At 44.3% G+C, this 17,992-nt stretch carries 21 protein-coding genes; 20 read left to right on the forward strand and 1 reads right to left on the reverse strand.

Going from position 1 to position 17,992, the window contains the following annotated elements; all coding sequences use genetic code 11:
• Positions 1-3: 3 nt before the first annotated feature.
• From HT574_RS12585 to HT574_RS12680, 20 genes are all read left to right on the forward strand, one after another.
• Entirely contained in the window at positions 4-456 is a 453-nt protein-coding gene (locus HT574_RS12585; RefSeq protein ID WP_017435630.1) for a GatB/YqeY domain-containing protein, read from the forward strand.
• A gap of 103 nt (positions 457-559) precedes the next feature.
• The gene (gene yqfC / locus HT574_RS12590) at positions 560-844 is read left to right on the forward strand and encodes a sporulation protein YqfC (RefSeq protein WP_017435631.1); all 285 of its coding nucleotides are present in this window, start codon (positions 560-562) and stop codon (positions 842-844) included.
• A gap of 21 nt (positions 845-865) precedes the next feature.
• Entirely contained in the window at positions 866-2,053 is a 1,188-nt protein-coding gene (gene yqfD, locus HT574_RS12595; protein WP_175244858.1) for a sporulation protein YqfD, read from the forward strand.
• A 2-nt stretch (positions 2,054-2,055) separates the two neighbouring features.
• On the forward strand, positions 2,056-3,018 hold the full coding sequence (locus HT574_RS12600; protein WP_017435633.1) for a PhoH family protein: 963 nt from the start codon (positions 2,056-2,058) through the stop codon (positions 3,016-3,018).
• Positions 3,019-3,073: 55 nt separating this feature from the next.
• Positions 3,074-5,179 (forward strand): HD family phosphohydrolase, encoded by a 2,106-nt coding sequence (locus HT574_RS12605; protein WP_175244859.1) that lies wholly within the window; start codon positions 3,074-3,076, stop codon positions 5,177-5,179.
• The gene (gene ybeY / locus HT574_RS12610; protein WP_017435635.1) at positions 5,176-5,646 is read left to right on the forward strand and encodes an rRNA maturation RNase YbeY; all 471 of its coding nucleotides are present in this window, start codon (positions 5,176-5,178) and stop codon (positions 5,644-5,646) included. The genes HT574_RS12605 and ybeY overlap by 4 nt, the downstream gene beginning before the upstream one ends.
• Positions 5,647-5,648: 2 nt before the next feature.
• Positions 5,649-6,008, forward strand: a complete 360-nt coding sequence (locus HT574_RS12615; protein WP_175244860.1) for a diacylglycerol kinase family protein — start codon at positions 5,649-5,651, stop codon at positions 6,006-6,008.
• Positions 6,009-6,123: 115 nt separating this feature from the next.
• On the forward strand, positions 6,124-6,522 hold the full coding sequence (locus HT574_RS12620; RefSeq protein WP_217499508.1) for a cytidine deaminase: 399 nt from the start codon (positions 6,124-6,126) through the stop codon (positions 6,520-6,522).
• Positions 6,515-7,423, forward strand: coding sequence for a GTPase Era (era, locus tag HT574_RS12625; RefSeq protein WP_175244861.1), 909 nt, complete (start codon positions 6,515-6,517; stop codon positions 7,421-7,423). The genes HT574_RS12620 and era overlap by 8 nt, the downstream gene beginning before the upstream one ends.
• A 97-nt stretch (positions 7,424-7,520) precedes the next feature.
• Positions 7,521-7,664, forward strand: coding sequence for a YqzL family protein (locus HT574_RS12630; RefSeq protein WP_017435639.1), 144 nt, complete (start codon positions 7,521-7,523; stop codon positions 7,662-7,664).
• A 29-nt stretch (positions 7,665-7,693) separates the two neighbouring features.
• Positions 7,694-8,503, forward strand: coding sequence for a DNA repair protein RecO (recO, locus tag HT574_RS12635; RefSeq protein WP_175244862.1), 810 nt, complete (start codon positions 7,694-7,696; stop codon positions 8,501-8,503).
• A gap of 206 nt (positions 8,504-8,709) precedes the next feature.
• Positions 8,710-9,339 (forward strand): transcriptional regulator CcpN, encoded by a 630-nt coding sequence (gene ccpN / locus HT574_RS12640; RefSeq protein ID WP_255212249.1) that lies wholly within the window; start codon positions 8,710-8,712, stop codon positions 9,337-9,339.
• A gap of 19 nt (positions 9,340-9,358) precedes the next feature.
• The gene (locus tag HT574_RS12645; RefSeq protein ID WP_042406273.1) at positions 9,359-10,159 is read left to right on the forward strand and encodes a pyruvate, water dikinase regulatory protein; all 801 of its coding nucleotides are present in this window, start codon (positions 9,359-9,361) and stop codon (positions 10,157-10,159) included.
• 308 nt (positions 10,160-10,467) lie between these two features.
• The gene (locus HT574_RS12650) at positions 10,468-10,917 is read left to right on the forward strand and encodes a YaiI/YqxD family protein (RefSeq protein WP_042406269.1); all 450 of its coding nucleotides are present in this window, start codon (positions 10,468-10,470) and stop codon (positions 10,915-10,917) included.
• Positions 10,918-10,955: 38 nt separating this feature from the next.
• Positions 10,956-12,758, forward strand: coding sequence for a DNA primase (gene dnaG, locus HT574_RS12655; protein ID WP_175244863.1), 1,803 nt, complete (start codon positions 10,956-10,958; stop codon positions 12,756-12,758).
• Positions 12,759-12,792: 34 nt separating this feature from the next.
• Positions 12,793-13,917 carry an RNA polymerase sigma factor RpoD gene (gene rpoD / locus HT574_RS12660; protein ID WP_175244864.1) on the forward strand — a complete coding sequence of 375 codons (1,125 nt, stop codon included), beginning with the start codon at positions 12,793-12,795 and terminating at the stop codon, positions 13,915-13,917.
• A gap of 95 nt (positions 13,918-14,012) precedes the next feature.
• Positions 14,013-14,552 (forward strand): hypothetical protein, encoded by a 540-nt coding sequence (locus HT574_RS12665; RefSeq protein ID WP_175244865.1) that lies wholly within the window; start codon positions 14,013-14,015, stop codon positions 14,550-14,552.
• 136 nt (positions 14,553-14,688) lie between these two features.
• Entirely contained in the window at positions 14,689-15,051 is a 363-nt protein-coding gene (gene cccA, locus HT574_RS12670) for a cytochrome c550 (RefSeq protein ID WP_042406260.1), read from the forward strand.
• A gap of 82 nt (positions 15,052-15,133) precedes the next feature.
• Positions 15,134-15,835 (forward strand): tRNA (adenine(22)-N(1))-methyltransferase, encoded by a 702-nt coding sequence (locus HT574_RS12675; RefSeq protein ID WP_175244866.1) that lies wholly within the window; start codon positions 15,134-15,136, stop codon positions 15,833-15,835.
• On the forward strand, positions 15,835-16,956 hold the full coding sequence (locus tag HT574_RS12680) for a Nif3-like dinuclear metal center hexameric protein (protein WP_175244867.1): 1,122 nt from the start codon (positions 15,835-15,837) through the stop codon (positions 16,954-16,956). The genes HT574_RS12675 and HT574_RS12680 overlap by 1 nt, the downstream gene beginning before the upstream one ends.
• A 41-nt stretch (positions 16,957-16,997) precedes the next feature.
• On the opposite strand, the gene HT574_RS12685 is transcribed toward HT574_RS12680, so the two are convergent.
• Positions 16,998-17,954 carry a 4-hydroxy-3-methylbut-2-enyl diphosphate reductase gene (locus HT574_RS12685; RefSeq protein WP_175244868.1) on the reverse strand — a complete coding sequence of 319 codons (957 nt, stop codon included), beginning with the start codon at positions 17,952-17,954 and terminating at the stop codon, positions 16,998-17,000.
• Between the last annotated feature and the right edge of the window lie 38 nt (positions 17,955-17,992).

Consider the following 17,992-nt stretch of genomic DNA (forward strand, 5'->3'; position numbering starts at 1 on the left):
TATATGAGTCTTCTCGATCGTTTAAATGACGACATGAAGCAGGCGATGAAAAGCAGAGAAAAAGAAAAACTCTCCGTTCTTCGCATGTTGAAAGCGGCGTTGCAAAACGAAGCGATTAAACTAGGGAAAAGCGAATTATCGGAAGACGAAGAGCTAACCGTTCTTTCTCGAGAATTAAAGCAGCGTAAAGACTCCCTCCAGGAATTCGAAAACGCAGGCCGTGCTGACCTTGTCGAAAAAACGAAGGTAGAATTGGAAATTGTTCAATCATATATGCCAAAACCACTCACAGAGGAAGAGCTCTTGGAAATTGTCAAACAGACGATTGCCGAAGTAGGAGCTTCCTCGAAAGCGGATATGGGGAAAGTGATGGGAGCGATCATGCCGAAAGTAAAAGGAAAAGCGGATGGCTCTCTCGTCAATAAACTTGTCCAACAACAACTTTCACAATCATGATGAACAGGGTGCTCCGTGTAGACGGGCGCCCTTTGTTTTTGCAAAACAGGTGCTATAACCCCTTTTCTTCTCATACATATGAGATGAAAGGGGGTTCTTTTTTATGGTGAAAAAGTGGCGCCAGAAGATGAAAAGATGGATTACCGATAAACTGGAGCTTCCCGCTGATATTGTGATGGACCTTCCCCGCATTACGATGGTTGGGCAAATACATATTTATATTGAAAATCACCGAGGGCTGTTGACGTTTAGCGATAAAGAACTACGCCTGCTTTTGAAGCAAGGGCAGCTGCTTGTTCGCGGCGAAAAGTTTGTCATCAAAACGATTTTGCCAGAAGAAATTTTGTTGGAAGGGAAAATCAACCAAGTGATTTATATAGATGAATAACCATTCACGGGAGGAAATACGATGAAAAATCAATGGATGAACATACTGATTGGCAGCGTAAGGGTGAAAGCACAAGGAAAAGGTGTGGAACGTTTGCTGAACGCGTGTGTGCGCAACGATATTGTCATTTGGAATGTGAAAAAGCATAGCGACCATATTGTGACGTTTTTTATTAAGTTAAGCGATGTGAAGCGGTTGCGCATCGTCGCCCGCAAAAGCGAGTGCAAGCTTTATTTTGTCGGAAAAACAGGGTTTCCTTTTTTCTGCAAAAAAGCGTTGTCGAACACCGGGTTTTTGCTCGGAATATGTTTATTTTTCGTTATTGTTTTTTTACTTTCCAACATGACATGGGGGATTGAAATCAAAGGGGCAAAGCCGGAGACGGAATACCGGATTTGGAAAGAATTAAAAAGAATGGGGATAGAAAAAGGAGCGTTTCAATTTCTCGTTGATGATCCGGAAACGATTCAAAAGAAATTGACAGATCGCATCGATGCGATTACATGGGTTGGTGTAGAATGGAAAGGGACAACGCTTTATTTTCGGGTGGTAGAAAAAGAACAGCCTGAAGAGCCGAAAAAAATAGGGGCGCAGCATTTAGTAGCGAAAAAGAAGGCGATTATTACTGATATGTTTGTTGAAGAAGGACAGCCGCTTGTTTCCGTTCATGACCATGTTACAAAGGGGCAGCTGCTCGTGTCTGGAATTATCGGGAAAGAAGGGCAAACAAAATTAGTGCCGGCAAGGGGGAAAATTTTTGGCGAAACATGGTACAAGTCTACCGTTGTCCTGCCACTTGATGCCACTTTTCGCGTCTTGACAGGAAAATATATGGAAAAACATTATATAAAAATAGGAAATATTTCTCTTCCGGTTTGGGGATGGGAAAAGCCGAAGTTTACCAATTATGAAATCAATGTACAAAAAAGGCCGTTTCGTTTTTGGAAATGGGACTTGCCCTTATATTATGAGCGCGTCATTTTCCGGGAAACAGCAGAAGTAAAGCGGAGCTATACGTGGGAAGAAGCGTTTGCAAAGGCAAAGGAACTTGCCCGCGAGGAATTAAAAGAGAAACTGCCTGATGATGCTTCCATAAAAGGCGAAAAAGTTTTGCATCAGACGAAAGAGAATGGTAAAGTAGTGGTAGAATTGCATTATCAAGTGATTGAAAATATCGCAATACCACAACCTATCGTTCAAGGAGATTGAGAATGTTAGAGGAGTTTGTAACGATCAGTCAGCAATTAGAAAACGCAAACGAAGCCATTGCCTTGTTCGGCATTCATGATGCCCATCTCAAACGATTGGAAGAGGAATTGGGGGTTTCCATTGTAACAAGAGGGGAAACAGTGAGTGTTTCCGGTACCCCCGAGCAAGTACAGCTTGTGGATGACTTGCTGCGCCACTTATTGATCATCATCCGCAAGGGAATTACGATTAGCGAGCGGGACGTGATGTATGCGATACAGTTAGCGAAAAAGGGAGCACTCGACTATTTGGTCAGTTTATATGAGGAAGAAATAACGAAAAATGCAAAAGGAAAACCGATTCGCGTCAAAACGCTAGGACAGCGGCATTATGTAACCGCCATTAAGCAGCATGATCTGGTTTTCGGTATCGGTCCAGCTGGAACCGGGAAAACGTACTTGGCGGTAGTCATGGCTGTTCGGGCGCTAAAAAACGGCCAAGTGAAGCGCATTATTTTGACTCGTCCGGCGGTGGAGGCGGGAGAAAGTTTAGGGTTTTTACCGGGAGATTTAAAAGAAAAAGTAGATCCGTATTTACGCCCGCTTTACGATGCGCTGCACGATGTGTTGGGGGTAGACCATACGCAGCGCCTTATCGAGCGTGGAACGATCGAGATTGCTCCGCTCGCTTACATGCGCGGGAGAACGTTAGAAGATGCTTTTGTCATTTTAGATGAAGCGCAAAACACAACGCCGGCTCAGATGAAAATGTTTCTAACGAGGCTAGGATTTGGTTCAAAAATGGTCATTACCGGCGATATTTCACAAGTGGACTTGCCGAAGGGAGTCAAATCAGGCCTTGCCGTAGCTAAAGAAATATTGGCTACCATCAGCGGTGTTTCATTTGTTTTTCTCGAGCAATCAGATGTAGTGCGCCACCCGCTCGTGGCGAAAATTATTGAAGCGTATAATCAGGCAGGTTTATAGATAAAAAAAGACCCGTTTCCCGCAGGGTCTTTTCTTTAAAGTGAGGGGAAAACCGTTGGAAAGGATTCACTTTTTTCTAAAGCATACGAGCCGTGTTCGTTTTGTCCGCTATCTTTTGTTTTTGTTTTTAGGGCTAATGCTGTTTTCCGTCCTTTACTGGCATGTAAAGCCGCGCCAATATGAACTGCGCCTGTTTGACGTCGCAAAAGAAACAATCCGGTCGCCGATTACGATCGAAGATAAGGAGGCGACCGAACGGCTGAAAGAAGAAGCGGCCAATAAAGTGGCTGATATTTATACATTAAAAAAAGAATATGCGGAAAACCGCGTCGATTTAATTTCGTCCTTATTTACAGCCATTGTGGACATACAGGAACAAGCAAAAAGGGAAAACGAAGTGGAGACGGACATGGTCGGCGCGCTGCAGGAGCGGCTGCCGCCTGAATGGTTTTCTTATTTGTCGGCCAACGAGTGGGAAGCGCTGCTTCATGCGGCTCCAGAAGATATAAAAACTGCGAAAGAAGCAGCGGTAACGGCCGTCCATTTGATTATGAGGGAACGAATTACGCAGGAGGAATTAGATAAGGCAAGAGAAAAAGCAGCAGATGAATTGAAGTATGCGATGCTTTCGCCGTCATTAAAAGAAATCGTTATAAAGCTTACAAAACAGGCTGTCATTCCAAACGTGGTTTATGACCGGGCGGCTACGGAAGAAAAGCGGAGACAGGTAATGGATGAGGTTAAGCCGGTAAAAATTTTGCAGGGACAAGTGATCGTAGAGGAAGGACAGTTTATTACGAATGAAATTTACCACCAGCTGCAGCTTGCCGGCTTATTGCAAAACGACCATTCTTTCCATCCGTTGATCGGCCTTTCCATGCTTGTGCTATTATTGCTTTCTCCGCTTGTTTATTACTTTGGACGCGAACGGACCAACACGGATTTATTTCTATTTACAACGATATTTACCATCACTATGCTGATAATGGAGCTTGTCCGCCTCTTGCCGCAAGGAGATACTGTTTCCACCGGCTATCTGGTGCCGATTGCTTTCGGCACCATGCTGGTGCGCATTTTGCTTGGGGAACGAATAGCGATCATGACGGCAATTCTTTGCGCTGTATGCGGAAGTTTGATGTTTAATGAGGAAATAGGCGCAAACGGCACGATACAAGTTTCGTTAGCCATTTATTTGCTAGCAAGCGGGTTGGCAGGCAGCTTCTTTTTGCATCAACAGCTGCGCAAGGCAAAAATTTGGCAGGCTGGATTATTTGTTGCTTTTATTAATATGGTATTGATACTGGCCATGATCTTGTTAAAAAACGGCCATTATTCGCTTTCGGAAATTGGAATGTTCTTGCTAATGGCGCTTGCTTCCGGCATTTTTTCCGCTATTTTGACGATTGGGCTATTGCCAATGTTGGAGGCGGCATTCGGGATTTTATCATCGATCAGACTAATTGAACTGTCTAACCCGAATCACCCGCTGCTTCGCAAAATTTTAATCGAAGCGCCGGGAACGTACCATCATAGCATTATGGTCGCCAATTTGGCCGAAGCTGCGTGCGAAGCGATTGGTGCGAACGGTCTGCTGGCGCGCGTCGCCTGCTATTACCATGACATCGGAAAAACGAAACGGCCGCGCTATTTTATCGAGAATCAAATCGGCGGGAATCCGCACGATCATTTATCGCCGCAGTTAAGCAAAAATATTATTCTTGCTCATGTAGCAGACGGAGTGGCAATATTAAAAAAGCACCGCATGCCAAAGGAAATTATTGACATTGCCGAACAACATCACGGTACAACTTTGTTAAAATATTTTTATCATAAAGCTCTGGAACAAACGGGCTTTGTACTGGAGGAAGAATTCCGCTATCCGGGGCCGAAGCCGCAAACGAAGGAAGCGGCGATTGTTAGCATTGCGGATAGCGTGGAGGCGGCAGTGCGCTCGCTTTCTAGCCCGTCCCAGGAAAAAATCGAAAAAATTGTGCGCTCCATTATTGCTGACCGTTTGCAAGACAACCAATTGAACGAATGTGATATTACGTTAAAAGAATTAGAAATTGTCGCCCGTTCGTTTTGTGAGACGCTAAATGGTGTATTTCATTCGCGCATTGAATATCCAGAGATAAGAAAGGAAAAGGTGAAACACGCATGATTCTTCACATCGATTTTATCGACGAAACGAATGAAGTTACAGAAGAACAAATAACGATGATCGAGCGGTTGCTAAACCATGCGGCGGAAATTGAAGGCGTCCCTCAAGGGGCAGAAGTGAGCGTTTCCTTTGTCGACAATGAACGAATCCGCATCATCAACCGCGACTACCGTGGAAAAGACCAGCCAACCGATGTGATTTCCTTCGCGCTTGAGGAAAAAGGAGAAGGAGAGATTGAAATTATCGGCGCCGATATTCCGCCATTGCTTGGCGACATTATTATTTCTATTCCAAAGGCAAAAGAACAGGCCGAAGAATACGGGCATTCGTTCATGCGCGAACTCGGTTTTTTGGCGGTGCACGGCTTTTTGCATCTGTTAGGTTACGATCACCAAACGGAGGAAGAAGAGAAAACGATGTTTTCTAAGCAAGAAGAGATTTTAAAGCAATTTGGATTAAGGAGATAGCTATGAATTGGCAGAAGGAAAAAAAACGGTTTGCTTGCGCATGGGCAGGAATGAGGACCGCAATTAAAGAAGAGGAGCATCTGCGCGTTCATATCGCCCTAGCTGTTGTTGCCATTGCTGCTGCTGCTGTCGCTCGTATTTCTAAATGGGAATGGCTTATTCTTTTGCTGACCGTCGGGAGCGTGATTACGTTAGAGCTTATCAACACGGCGATCGAGCGTGTTGTCAATTTGATGACAACCGACTTCCATCCGTTGGCAAAAGCGGCAAAAGATATTGCGGCGGCCGCTGTTTTGTTCGCCGCCATCGTTGCAGTGGCCATTGGAATCATCATCTTTCTGCCATATATGATAGATAAGTAGGAAAATTCTAATTTTTCTGTTACATTTTCATGACGAGAGATGAAATTTATAAAGATTTTTTGTAAAATAAAAGAAGAGGTACATTGCCTTCCAAGCCGAGAAAGGAAGAGAAACGTTGAAAAAGAATGAACTCATCGAAGAAGCAAAAAAAGCACGAGAATATGCCTACGTTCCGTATTCGAAATTTAAAGTTGGCGCCGCTTTATTAACCAAAGACGGAAAAGTGTACCGCGGCTGCAATATTGAAAACGCTGCTTACAGCATGTGCAATTGTGCGGAACGAACGGCGCTTTTTAAGGCGTATTCGGAAGGGGACACGGAATTTGTCGCCCTTGCGGTGATTGCCGATACACCCTGGCCGGTATCCCCTTGTGGCGCCTGCCGTCAAGTTATTTTCGAGCTATGTCCAAGTGATATGAAAGTAATATTGGCAAATTTAAACGGTGATATAATGGAACTAACAGTGGGAGAACTATTACCAAAAGCTTTTTCAGCGGAGGATATCCATGAATAAGGAAGGATATAAATCAGGATTCGTAGCAATTGTCGGTAGACCAAACGTTGGAAAATCTACGTTTTTAAACCGTGTCATTGGCCAAAAAATCGCTATTATGAGCGATAAGCCGCAAACGACGCGAAATAAAATTCAAGGTGTTTACACGACAGAAGATGCACAAATTATTTTTATTGATACGCCAGGAGTGCATAAGCCAAAACATAAGCTTGGCGACTTTATGATGAAGGTGGCGCTGAACGCGTTAAGGGAAGTCGATCTTATTTTGTTTATGGTTAACGTTGAAGAAGGATTTGGACGCGGCGATGCATTTATTATTGAACGGCTGAAAGAGGTAAACACTCCGGTGTTTCTAGTCATGAACAAAATTGATAAAGTCCATCCGGATGATTTGTTGCCGCTAATCGATCAATATAAAGATCTTTATCCATTTGCTGAAATCGTTCCGATTTCCGCATTGCAAGGAAATAATGTGGAAAATTTGGTCGAGCAAATTAAAAAATATTTGCCGGAAGGCCCACAATATTATCCGCCTGACCAAATCACCGATCATCCGGAACAGTTTATTATCGCGGAGTTGATTCGTGAGAAAGCGCTTCACTTAACGCGTGAGGAAGTTCCGCATTCTATTGCTGTCGTGGTGGAAAGCATTGAGCGGCGCAAGGATAGTGACACCGTTTATGTCGGTGCCGTCATTATCGTAGAACGCGATTCGCAAAAAGGGATCATTATTGGAAAGCAAGGACGGATGCTAAAAGAAATTGGACAGCGGGCGCGCATGGATATTGAAGCCCTGCTTGGGTCAAAAGTATTTTTGGAGCTATGGGTCAAAGTGCAAAAGGATTGGCGCAATCGCCTTGCCCAGTTGCGCGATTTCGGATTCCGGGAAGAGGAGTATTAATTAGAAAATTTTATGTAACATAAACATTTCTGTTGGAGTCAACCTATTATTAGACGGAAAAACAAGCAATGCTGCAGGCGGAAAGAGGTGTGGTTCCATGCTTGAATTCACTTGGAAATTATTTAGCCAAACAGGCAATATCGACACATATCTTCTTTTTAAAGAGCTGGAAAGAGAGCAACAGCTTAGCGGCGATGAACAAGAAGCGGAACTGGAGGAAGTTGATCAGCCTATTTTTTAATGAGCGTTCGTAAATCGGTGGTGATACGATTGTTTGAAAAATGTGAAGCAGTGGTCATTCGTACCATTGATTATGGCGAAACAAATAAAATCGTTACTTTCTTCACGAGAGAATGGGGAAAGGTGGCTGCAATGGCACGGGGAGCGAAAAAGCCAAGCAGCCGCCTTTCTGCCGTTACACAACCGTTTACATACGGCCATTACTTAATCCGCAGAAGCCGTGGGGTTGGCGTGCTGCATCAGGGAGAAATCATCGATTCCATGCGCACCATCCGCGAGGATATTTTCACTGCAGCATATGCATCCTATATTGTAGAGCTGACAGATAAAATTACCGAGGAGCAAAAGCGCAATCCATATTTATTTGAACTGCTTCTGCAGACATTACAATATATGAACGAAGGGCGAGATTTAGAGATTCTTACTTGTATTTATGAGGTAAAAATGTTATCGGTGATGGGGATTCCCCCGACATTAGATCGTTGTGCAATATGCAGTCGAACGGAGGGGAATTTTTCTTTTTCAGTGAAGGAAGCCGGTTTTCTTTGTCATCGCTGCGAGTCTGCCGATCCGCACCGCATTCCCCTTTCCGCAGCCGCTGTCCGACTGTTGCGCTTGTTTTATTACATCGATATATCAAGGCTAGGAACTATTTCTGTAAAAGAAAAAACGAAGCGAGAACTCCGTACCGTCATTTCTTCCTATTATGATGAATATTCCGGATTATCGCTGAAAACGAAACGTTTTTTAAGTCAAATCGATGAATTAAAAGAGATAAGTTCATCTGGCCAAAACATGGGAAACCACAATAAAAACAACGAAAAAGCAAGCGATCATTAGTTATCTTTTCAGATACAAAATTTTCTCCTTAGAAACGGAGTATAGTATAATAAATTATAGAACTTGCCATTTATCAAAGGATCACGATGTTTTTCGACTGTCACGCTAATGCGTGACAGTCGAAAATCTATGACAAATTTTTTATCATCAGAGGTCTAATCTTCAAGTTAAACTTATATAGCTTTTAGGCAAGGTGGTGAGCAACGATCGAACTGAATAAACGCCAAGAACAAATTTTGCAAATTGTGAAAGATCATGGCCCGATTACCGGCGAAAGCATTGCCGAGAAGTTGAATTTAACAAGGGCCACATTGCGTCCGGATTTGGCGATTTTAACAATGGCCGGTTATTTGGAAGCGCGGCCTCGGGTAGGCTATTTTTATACAGGAAAAACGGGATCGCAGCTGCTGGCTGATAAAATAAAAAAGATAAAGGTTGCTGATTACCAGTCAATTCCGGTGGTTGTCAATGAAAATGTAAGCGTATATGATGCGATTGTGACGATGTTTCTCGAAGATGTCGGCACCTTGTTTGTCGTTGACGATGAATCGCTGTTAGTTGGTGTACTATCACGGAAAGACTTGCTGCGTGCAAGCATCGGCAAACAGGAGTTAACGGCGATTCCAGTCAATATCATTATGACAAGAATGCCGAATATAGCGGTTTGCTATAAAGATGATCCGCTTATTGAAGTAGCAGAACGGCTGATCGAAAAGCAGATCGATGCCATGCCGGTAGTGCGGAAAACAGAGAAAGGGTACGAAGTCATTGGACGAATAACGAAAACCAATATGACAAAGGCGTTCGTTGCGCTAGCAAAAGACGATTTGTTGTAGGAGAAAAAGGAGGAGAAAGATGAATCAACGCCTTGTTTATGTTGTTTCCGATTCAGGAGGGGAAACAGCGGAACTTGTAGTGAAAGCGGCAGCAAGCCAGTTTTATAGCTCCCATATTCAGATCAAACGCGTACCGTATGTAGAAGATAAAACGACGCTGGCCGAAGTGGTGGCGCTAGCGAAAATGAATCAGGGAATTATCGCCTTTACTCTCGTCGTTCCGGAGATGCGCCAGTTTCTTCTTGAGGAAGCAGCGCGCGAAGGAGTGATAGCGTATGACATTATCGGGCCGCTGATTGAAAAAATGAGCGATCTGTTTCAATTAACGCCAAGGTATGAACCAGGACAAGTGCGTGTATTGGATGAGGATTATTTTAAGAAAATTGAAGCGATTGAATTTGCGGTTAAATATGATGACGGGCGCGACCCGCGGGGAATTTTGCGCGCTGACATCGTTTTAATCGGTGTATCGCGCACTTCGAAAACGCCGCTATCACAATATTTGGCCCATAAGCGGTTAAAAGTGGCCAACGTGCCGATCGTACCGGAAGTAGAGCCGCCGGAGCAGCTGTTTCAGGTGTCGAGCGAAAAATGTTTCGGCTTGAAAATTAGTCCGGAAAAGCTGCTTTCGATTCGCCGCGAGCGTCTAAAGTCGCTTGGATTAAATGACCAGGCTATTTATGCCAATATGGACCGCATTAAAGAAGAGCTTGCTTATTTCGATGAAATTGTCGCGAAAATCGGCTGCGATGTGATCGATGTGACGAATAAAGCAGTCGAAGAAACAGCAAGCATTATTATGAAGAAAAGAAAACTGTAGCACATTCACGTTCATGTGAATTGTGCTTTTATTTTTTGTAGCATATTTTCAATGTTTATATTATAATAAAAAATTGCGAGAAAAATGCACAATATAGGTTTAGAGCGTGTAAAAGACGAGTAAACTATTTATAGTTATTTGTCAAGGGCAAGTGTAAAATTTTTTTCGACAAAATTCGTTCATTATACGGGGGGAAAAAGAAGGATTTTTGAGAATGGTGTAGAATAATAGGAGGTGTAAATCTGGTTGCTTCATTAGCCTATTCTAGACAACGCGCGATGAACGGCGATAGCAGTCAGATATAGACAGTGGGACCGACGGTTTTTGTAGATGCGGATGCTTGCCCGATAAAAATTGAAATTTTCTCCCTTGCCGCGAAATATAATATACCAAGTGTGTTTATTTCGTCGTACAATCACTTTTCACCGTTGCAACAAATGAAGTGGGTATACGTTGATACAGAAAAGGAAGCGGTGGATTTGTACATTTTCAATCATGCGGCACGAGGGGATGTGGTGGTGACCCAGGACGTGGGATTGGCAAGCATGCTGGTGAGCCGCGGCGTGCATGTCATCTCTCCGCGCGGAAAGGTGTATAAAGAGGAAGAGATGGCAAATGCTCTTTACCATCGCTATTTTCATGCAAAACTGCGAAGGCAAGGAGTATATCCGAAAGGAATGAAACAATTTTCTGACCAGGATCGTCGCCGTTTTCGGCAAAATTTCGAAAAAATTTTGTCGAAACTTACAGGAAAATAGACATAGACCCGAGAATAATAAGATATGGAGCTGTTCATATGGGATACCGTATTCCCGAAGAAACGATTGAAGCGATTCGCCGTAGCATCGATATTGTCGATGTGATTAGCGATTACGTCCAGTTGAAAAAACAAGGACGTAACTATTTTGGGTTATGTCCGTTCCATGGGGAAAAGACCCCGTCGTTTTCGGTTTCTCCAGAGAAACAAATTTTTCATTGTTTCGGCTGCGGTGCTGGCGGAAATGTATTCTCGTTTTTAATGGACATAGAAGGTCTATCCTTTATTGAAGCGGTCCAGCGGCTGGCCGTAAAGGCAAACGTGGATTTGTCCGCTTTCAAGTTGGACGACGTTGATAAGCACCGTCGCACCGACGCAGGCGAAACAAAAATGATGATCGAAGCGCATGCGCTTTTGAAAAAATTTTACCATCATTTGCTTGTCAATACAAAGGAAGGACAGGAAGCTTTTGATTATTTACAAATGCGTGGATGGACAAGGGAAATGATCGATCAGTTTGAAATCGGCTATGCGCCTGATTCACGCGATTTCGCTGTCAAACTTTTGCTAGGGCGCGGCTTTTCACCCAGCCTGATGGAAAAGGCAGGGTTGATCATTCGCAAAGAAAACGGCGACTATGTCGATCGTTTTCGCCACCGCATCATGTTTCCCATTCATAATCATCACGGAGATGCTGTCGGTTTTTCGGGCCGGCTGCTTGGGGAAGGTCAGCCGAAATACTTAAACAGCCCGGAAACACCGATTTTCCATAAAGGGAGCATTTTATACAATTTTCATCAAGCGCGCCTACATATTCGAAAGCATCAAGAAGCCGTTTTATTGGAAGGATTCGCTGATGTCATTTCTGCCGTACAGGCAGGAGTTGCCCATTCGGTGGCAACGATGGGCACAGCGTTGACGGAAGAGCATGCGCGCATCCTTCGGCGCAATGTCGATACAGTCATTATTTGCTATGATGGCGATGCTTCGGGAATAGAAGCGACATTCCGCGCCGCAAAGCTGTTGGCGGATGCAGGCTGCCATGTGAAAGTCGCCACAATTCCTGATGGCCTCGACCCGGATGAATATATAAAGAAATATGGTGCAGCGCGGTTTCAGCGTGATATTATTGACGCTAGCAGCTCGCTGATGACGTTTAAAATGATGTATTTCCGCAGGGGAAAAAACTTGCAGAACGAGAATGATAAAATCCGTTATATTGAGGAAGTGCTTCGCGAAATCGGCAAGCTGCCGAATCCGATTGAGTGGGATTACTATTTACGGCAGTTGGCCGATGAGTTTTCCCTTTCGCTGTCCGCCTTGCAGGAGCAGTTAAACCGCTATAAAGACACAGTCAAGCATTCTGATCATATAGACCGGGAAGCAGCACCAAAACCGCTGCTGCAAAAAAAGCTTCTCCCTGCATTTCAAAACGCGGAGCGAATGCTGCTTGCCCATATGCTGCAAAACCGCGATGTAGCGATGGTTGTCCAGGAAAAGATCGCGGGCAGATTCAATCTCGAAGAGCACCGAGCGATTGCCGCTTATATTTATGCTTTTTACGAGGAAGGAAATGAACCGAATGTCAGCTTGCTGATTTCGCGTCTTCCTGATGATTTGAAGCCGCTGGCAACCGAGCTGTCGCTATTATTGATCACGGATGAAATTTCCGATCAGGAACTGAATGATTATATAAGACATGTGTTGAATTATCCAAAATGGTTAATGCTAAAAGAAAAAGAACAAGAAAAGACGGAAGCAGAGCGAAAAAAGGATTTTTTAACTGCTGCGCGCATTGCCAAAGAAATTATTGATATGAAAAAGATGTTATCTTCTTCATAACATGGTGGTATAAGTTTTAAAAGGAGGTAGTGAAATGGCTGAAAAACCAGCCCGTTCTAAACAAGCCGATGCGGATGCAACTCTTGAGCAAGTAAAAGAACAGCTAACAGAGCTCGGCAAAAAGCGCGGTATTTTAACATATGAAGAAATCGCTGAGCGCTTGTCTGGCTTTGATCTTGATTCTGATCAGATGGACGAATATTACGAATATCTGGCTGATCAAGGAATCGAGGTCATTAGCGAATCTGATTTAGAAGCAGATCCTGATATCGATGACTTAGAAAAAGAAGAAGAATTTGATTTAAATGATTTATCCGTTCCTCCTGGCGTTAAAATTAACGACCCTGTACGCATGTATTTAAAAGAAATTGGCCGCGTTCCGCTTTTGTCTGCCGAAGAAGAGATTGAGCTGGCGAAACGAATTGAACAAGGCGACGAGGAAGCAAAGCGCCGCTTGACAGAAGCTAACCTGCGCCTTGTTGTCAGCATCGCCAAACGTTACGTTGGCCGCGGAATGCTGTTTCTCGATTTAATCCAAGAAGGAAACATGGGGCTAATTAAAGCCGTCGAAAAATTTGATTATCGTAAAGGATATAAATTCAGCACTTATGCAACATGGTGGATTCGCCAAGCGATTACGCGCGCCATTGCCGATCAGGCACGGACGATCCGCATCCCGGTGCATATGGTTGAAACGATTAACAAACTGATCCGCGTGCAGCGGCAATTGCTTCAAGATCTTGGTCGTGAACCAACTCCGGAAGAAATTGCTGAGGAAATGGATTTGACTCCGGAAAAAGTACGCGAAATTTTAAAAATTGCCCAAGAACCGGTGTCTCTCGAAACACCGATTGGCGAAGAAGACGATTCGCATTTAGGCGATTTCATTGAGGATCAGGAAGCAACATCTCCATCCGAGCACGCGGCGTATGAGCTGCTAAAAGAACAGCTCGAAGACGTGTTAGATACGCTTACTGACCGCGAGGAGAACGTTTTGCGCTTGCGTTTTGGGCTAGATGACGGCCGAACACGGACGCTAGAAGAAGTTGGAAAAGTATTTGGTGTCACCCGCGAACGTATTCGTCAAATTGAAGCAAAAGCGCTCCGCAAGTTGCGCCATCCAAGCCGCAGCAAACGGCTGAAAGACTTTTTAGAGTAATCTTTTCTACAATAGTTTACTTCTTCATATCCCTTGAGAAGTAAACTATTTTTTCTTTTTTCTTTTTTCTTTTTCTTTTCGAAAGGCGGATGTGCATGGACGAACGAAGACGTGAAATTATTGTGCGGGAAATTGAATATTGGAAGCGCTCTCGCCTCCTCCCAGAGCAATATTGCAATTACTTGCTGGCATTATATACGGAAGGTGATGATAAAAAACGTCCGCATGGTCGGGGTTCAGACCGACGACGAACGGTGTTCACCTTTCTACTTGCGGGAATGATTTGTCTATTGTTACCAGCAAGTACTCTTGTCATTTATTTTACTGAATTGTCATTCGTTTTGCAAATGCTCCTTTACGCCCTTTTTTTCTTTCTATGCCTTGTCGCTATACGGCTGTGGAAGGGAAAAGGGAATATTCTTCATATTCCGCTCATCAGCGGCGCGTTTATTTTCCTTATTGCATCCATAAAAATCGGTGAATATTATTTTCCGAAACAAAAAGTGGTTACGGCATTAACCATTTCCATAAATTGTTTATTGTGGATATGGATGGGGAAACAGTTTCGCTTACTTTATTTTCTTCTATCGGGTATAATTGGGATGGGCATTTTAATTGCTTTTCTTTTGTTTTAGCCTTTTTCAATGCGGCGATTTTGCCATGGATAATCAGATTAGGGCTTTTCCTCCGCGATAATTTACAGTAAAATAAAATTGTTTGTAGCGGTTCTATTTTTCGAACAATGGTCATACATAAGGGAGGTAAAAAGAGATGAATCGAAACCCGTTAATCCCGTTTTTTATCATTATGGCGTTCGGGATCGCACTTACTCTTGGTCTTTCATTTAAAGGGCTCGGTGATGCGAAAGAGCTCGCAAAAGAGAAAAAAGGCGGCGAGAAAACCGAACAAACCGCAGAGTTCACCCCAGAGAAATTTTATCAACAAACTTGCAGCAGCTGTCATGGGCAAAATTATGAAGGCGGGGTTGGTCCGTCATTAAAAGGAGTTGGTCAACGGCTTTCGCTTGACCAAATTAAAGACGTCATTGAGCATGGTCGTGGCAATATGCCTGCAGGCCTTGTTCCGGCGGATAAAGCGGATGAAATGGCAAAATGGCTTTCTAAGCTCAAATAAACAAAAAATCCCTTTGCCTTAGGTGAAGGGATTTTTTGTTTGTGGTACAATACACAGAAGAAAAGGGATGTGAAAAGCAACGATGAATGAATTTCGTCTGTCGAAGCGCCTTGAAACTGTCGCTTCTTTCATTCCAAAAGGGGCGACGCTTGCTGATATCGGCTCCGATCACGCCTACTTGCCGTGCTATGCCTATTTGCATGGATATATTATAAAGGCAGTAGCAGGAGAAGTAGCGGATGGCCCGCTACGTTCAGCGAAACAGCAAGTGGAAAAAGCGGGGCTTTCGCATGTCATTTCCGTACGGAAAGGGGATGGCTTAGCGGTGATTGCTCCTGGCGAAGTCGATTGCATTACGATTGCCGGAATGGGCGGCACGTTGATTGCGAATATTTTGGAAGCCGGAAAAAATAAGCTTTCCGGTGTAAAAAGGCTTATTTTGCAGCCGAATGTCGGGGCCGATATCGTGCGCAAATGGATGATGAGTAACGACTGGGAGCTGATTGCCGAACGAATTTTAAAAGAAGATGGGAGAATTTATGAAGTGCTCGTGGCTGAAAAAGGCGATGGAAAAAAGCCATATGTCGATATGAAGGCAGAACTATTATTAGGTCCGTTTTTGCTGAAGGAAAAAAATGATGTGTTTTTAGAAAAGTGGCGTCATGAATTGGAACAATGGAAGCGGATCGTCCGTCAACTGGCTGAAAAGGGAGAAACGGAGTCTGCGCTGGCCAAAAAAAGGGAGCTGGAAGAAAAAATCAAGCTTGTAGAGGAGGCATTATAGTGAACAAACTTCCATACGGTTATGAAATCATCGGACTGTTGGAACGGCTCGCTCCGAAACATCTGGCAATGGAAGGCGACAGAATCGGTCTGCAAATCGGAACGTTAAATAAACCGGTGAAAAAAGTGATGGTCGCTTTAGACGTGTTGGAGGAAGTCATCGATGAAGCGATCACCGAAGGAGTCGATTTCATCATCGCCCACCATCCTCCGCTTTACCGGCCATTAAAGCAGCTCGTTACCGATCAGGCGCAAGGTCGCATGATAGAAAAATGCCTAAAACATAATATTTCTATTTATGCTGCCCATACGAATTTAGATATTGCCAACGGAGGAGTCAATGACTGGCTAGCGGAAGCGCTAGGATTGGAGCAAGTAGAGGTGCTCGTTCCAACATATGAAGAAGCGCTGAAAAAATTGGTTGTTTATGTTCCAAAGACGCATGCCGATCTTGTTCGGGAGGCGATCGGCAACGCGGGGGCGGGCCATATCGGCAACTACAGCCATTGTACGTTTAATAGCCACGGCATTGGCACGTTTTTGCCTTTAGAAGGAGCCAATCCGTTTATCGGAAAGGCGGGAGAGCTGGAAAAAGTAGAAGAGGTGCGTATCGAGACAATTGTTCCAGCCTCGTTGCAACATAAAGTTATATCAGCGATGCTACAGGCTCATCCGTATGAAGAAGTGGCATATGACATCTATCCGCTTGAAAACAAAGGAAAAGCGTTCGGATTAGGAAGAATTGGCCGTTTGTCATCGGCAATGACGCTTGCCGAGTTTGCCGAGCATGTGAAAAAAACGTTGGACGTTTCAGCTGTCCGCGTTGTCGGCAACCTGCAAGATACAATACAAAAAGTGGCAGTCGTTGGCGGGGACGGAAACAAGTATATTTCGCAGGCTAAGTCGGCTGGCGCGGACGTGTACGTCACCGGAGACGTATATTACCATGTTGCGCATGATGCGATGATGCTGGGGTTAAATATTGTAGATCCAGGCCATAATGTCGAGAAAGTGATGAAACAAGGCGTCGCCCGCTTTTTAGAAGCAGAGTTTGCCAAACGGCAGTTTGCAGCGGATGTTTATATCTCCAAAGTGCATACCGATCCGTTTACCTTTGTGTAAAACAAAGGGCTGGCCCCGCGTTGCTTGGGCCAGCCTTGTTTTCATTGCTTCGTTTCTTTTTTTGCTTTTACTTTCGGCAAAATTTTTTGCAACGGTACGTTTCGTTCCCGTTTCCATGTCGTCGGATCGTTTGGATCAAATTGCTCTAAAAAGTCGATGACTTCCTTTGTAATCGGGGTAGGGGTGGAAGCACCAGCGGTAACAGCGACTTTTTTCGCGTCTTTAATCCAGTTAATATCAATTTCCGTTACATCAGCAACGCGATATGCTTTTGTACCGGCAATTTCCTCCGATACTTGGGCGAGGCGGTTGGAGTTATTGCTGCGCGGATCGCCGACAACAATTGTGACATCGGCTTCTTTCGCTTGCTCTGCCACCGCTTCTTGACGGAGCTGGGTGGCGAGGCAAATTTCTTTATGCATTTCGACATGTGGGTATTTTTCTTTTACTTTTTCCATAATATCGGCAACATCCCATTGGCTCATCGTCGTTTGGTTTGTCACCATGATGCGGTCGCTTTTGATCGCCAGACGCTCTACATCTTCGATCGTTTCAACAAGATGAATGCGAGTCGGGGCAATTCCCACCGCTCCTTCTGGTTCGGGATGTCCTTTTTTGCCGATGTAAATAATTTCGTAGCCGTCCGCTAGCTTTTTTTGGATCAAATGATGCGTTTTGGTGACGTCTGGGCAGGTCGCATCAATCGTAACCAGCCCTTTTTCGCGCGCACGTCTTTTCACTTCAGGCGATACGCCGTGTGCGGTAAAGATGACGGTCCCCTTGTCGATTTTTTCTAGAATCTCTAGCCGGTTTTCTCCGTCTAGCGTAATAATTCCTTCCTCGGCAAATGCATCAGTAACATGTTTATTGTGAACGATCATTCCCAAAATATAAATCGGTCTTGGCAGCGTTGGATCTAAGGCGGCGTTTCTTGCGATGACCATCGCATCGACAACCCCGTAGCAGTAGCCGCGCGGGGTAATTTTGATCACTTCCATTTTGTTTCCTCCTAAATTCGGCATATAAAACAATTGCT

Source organism: Parageobacillus sp. VR-IP (assembly GCF_013357975.1).
Taxonomy (GTDB): Bacteria; Bacillota; Bacilli; order Bacillales; family Anoxybacillaceae; genus Saccharococcus; species Saccharococcus caldoxylosilyticus.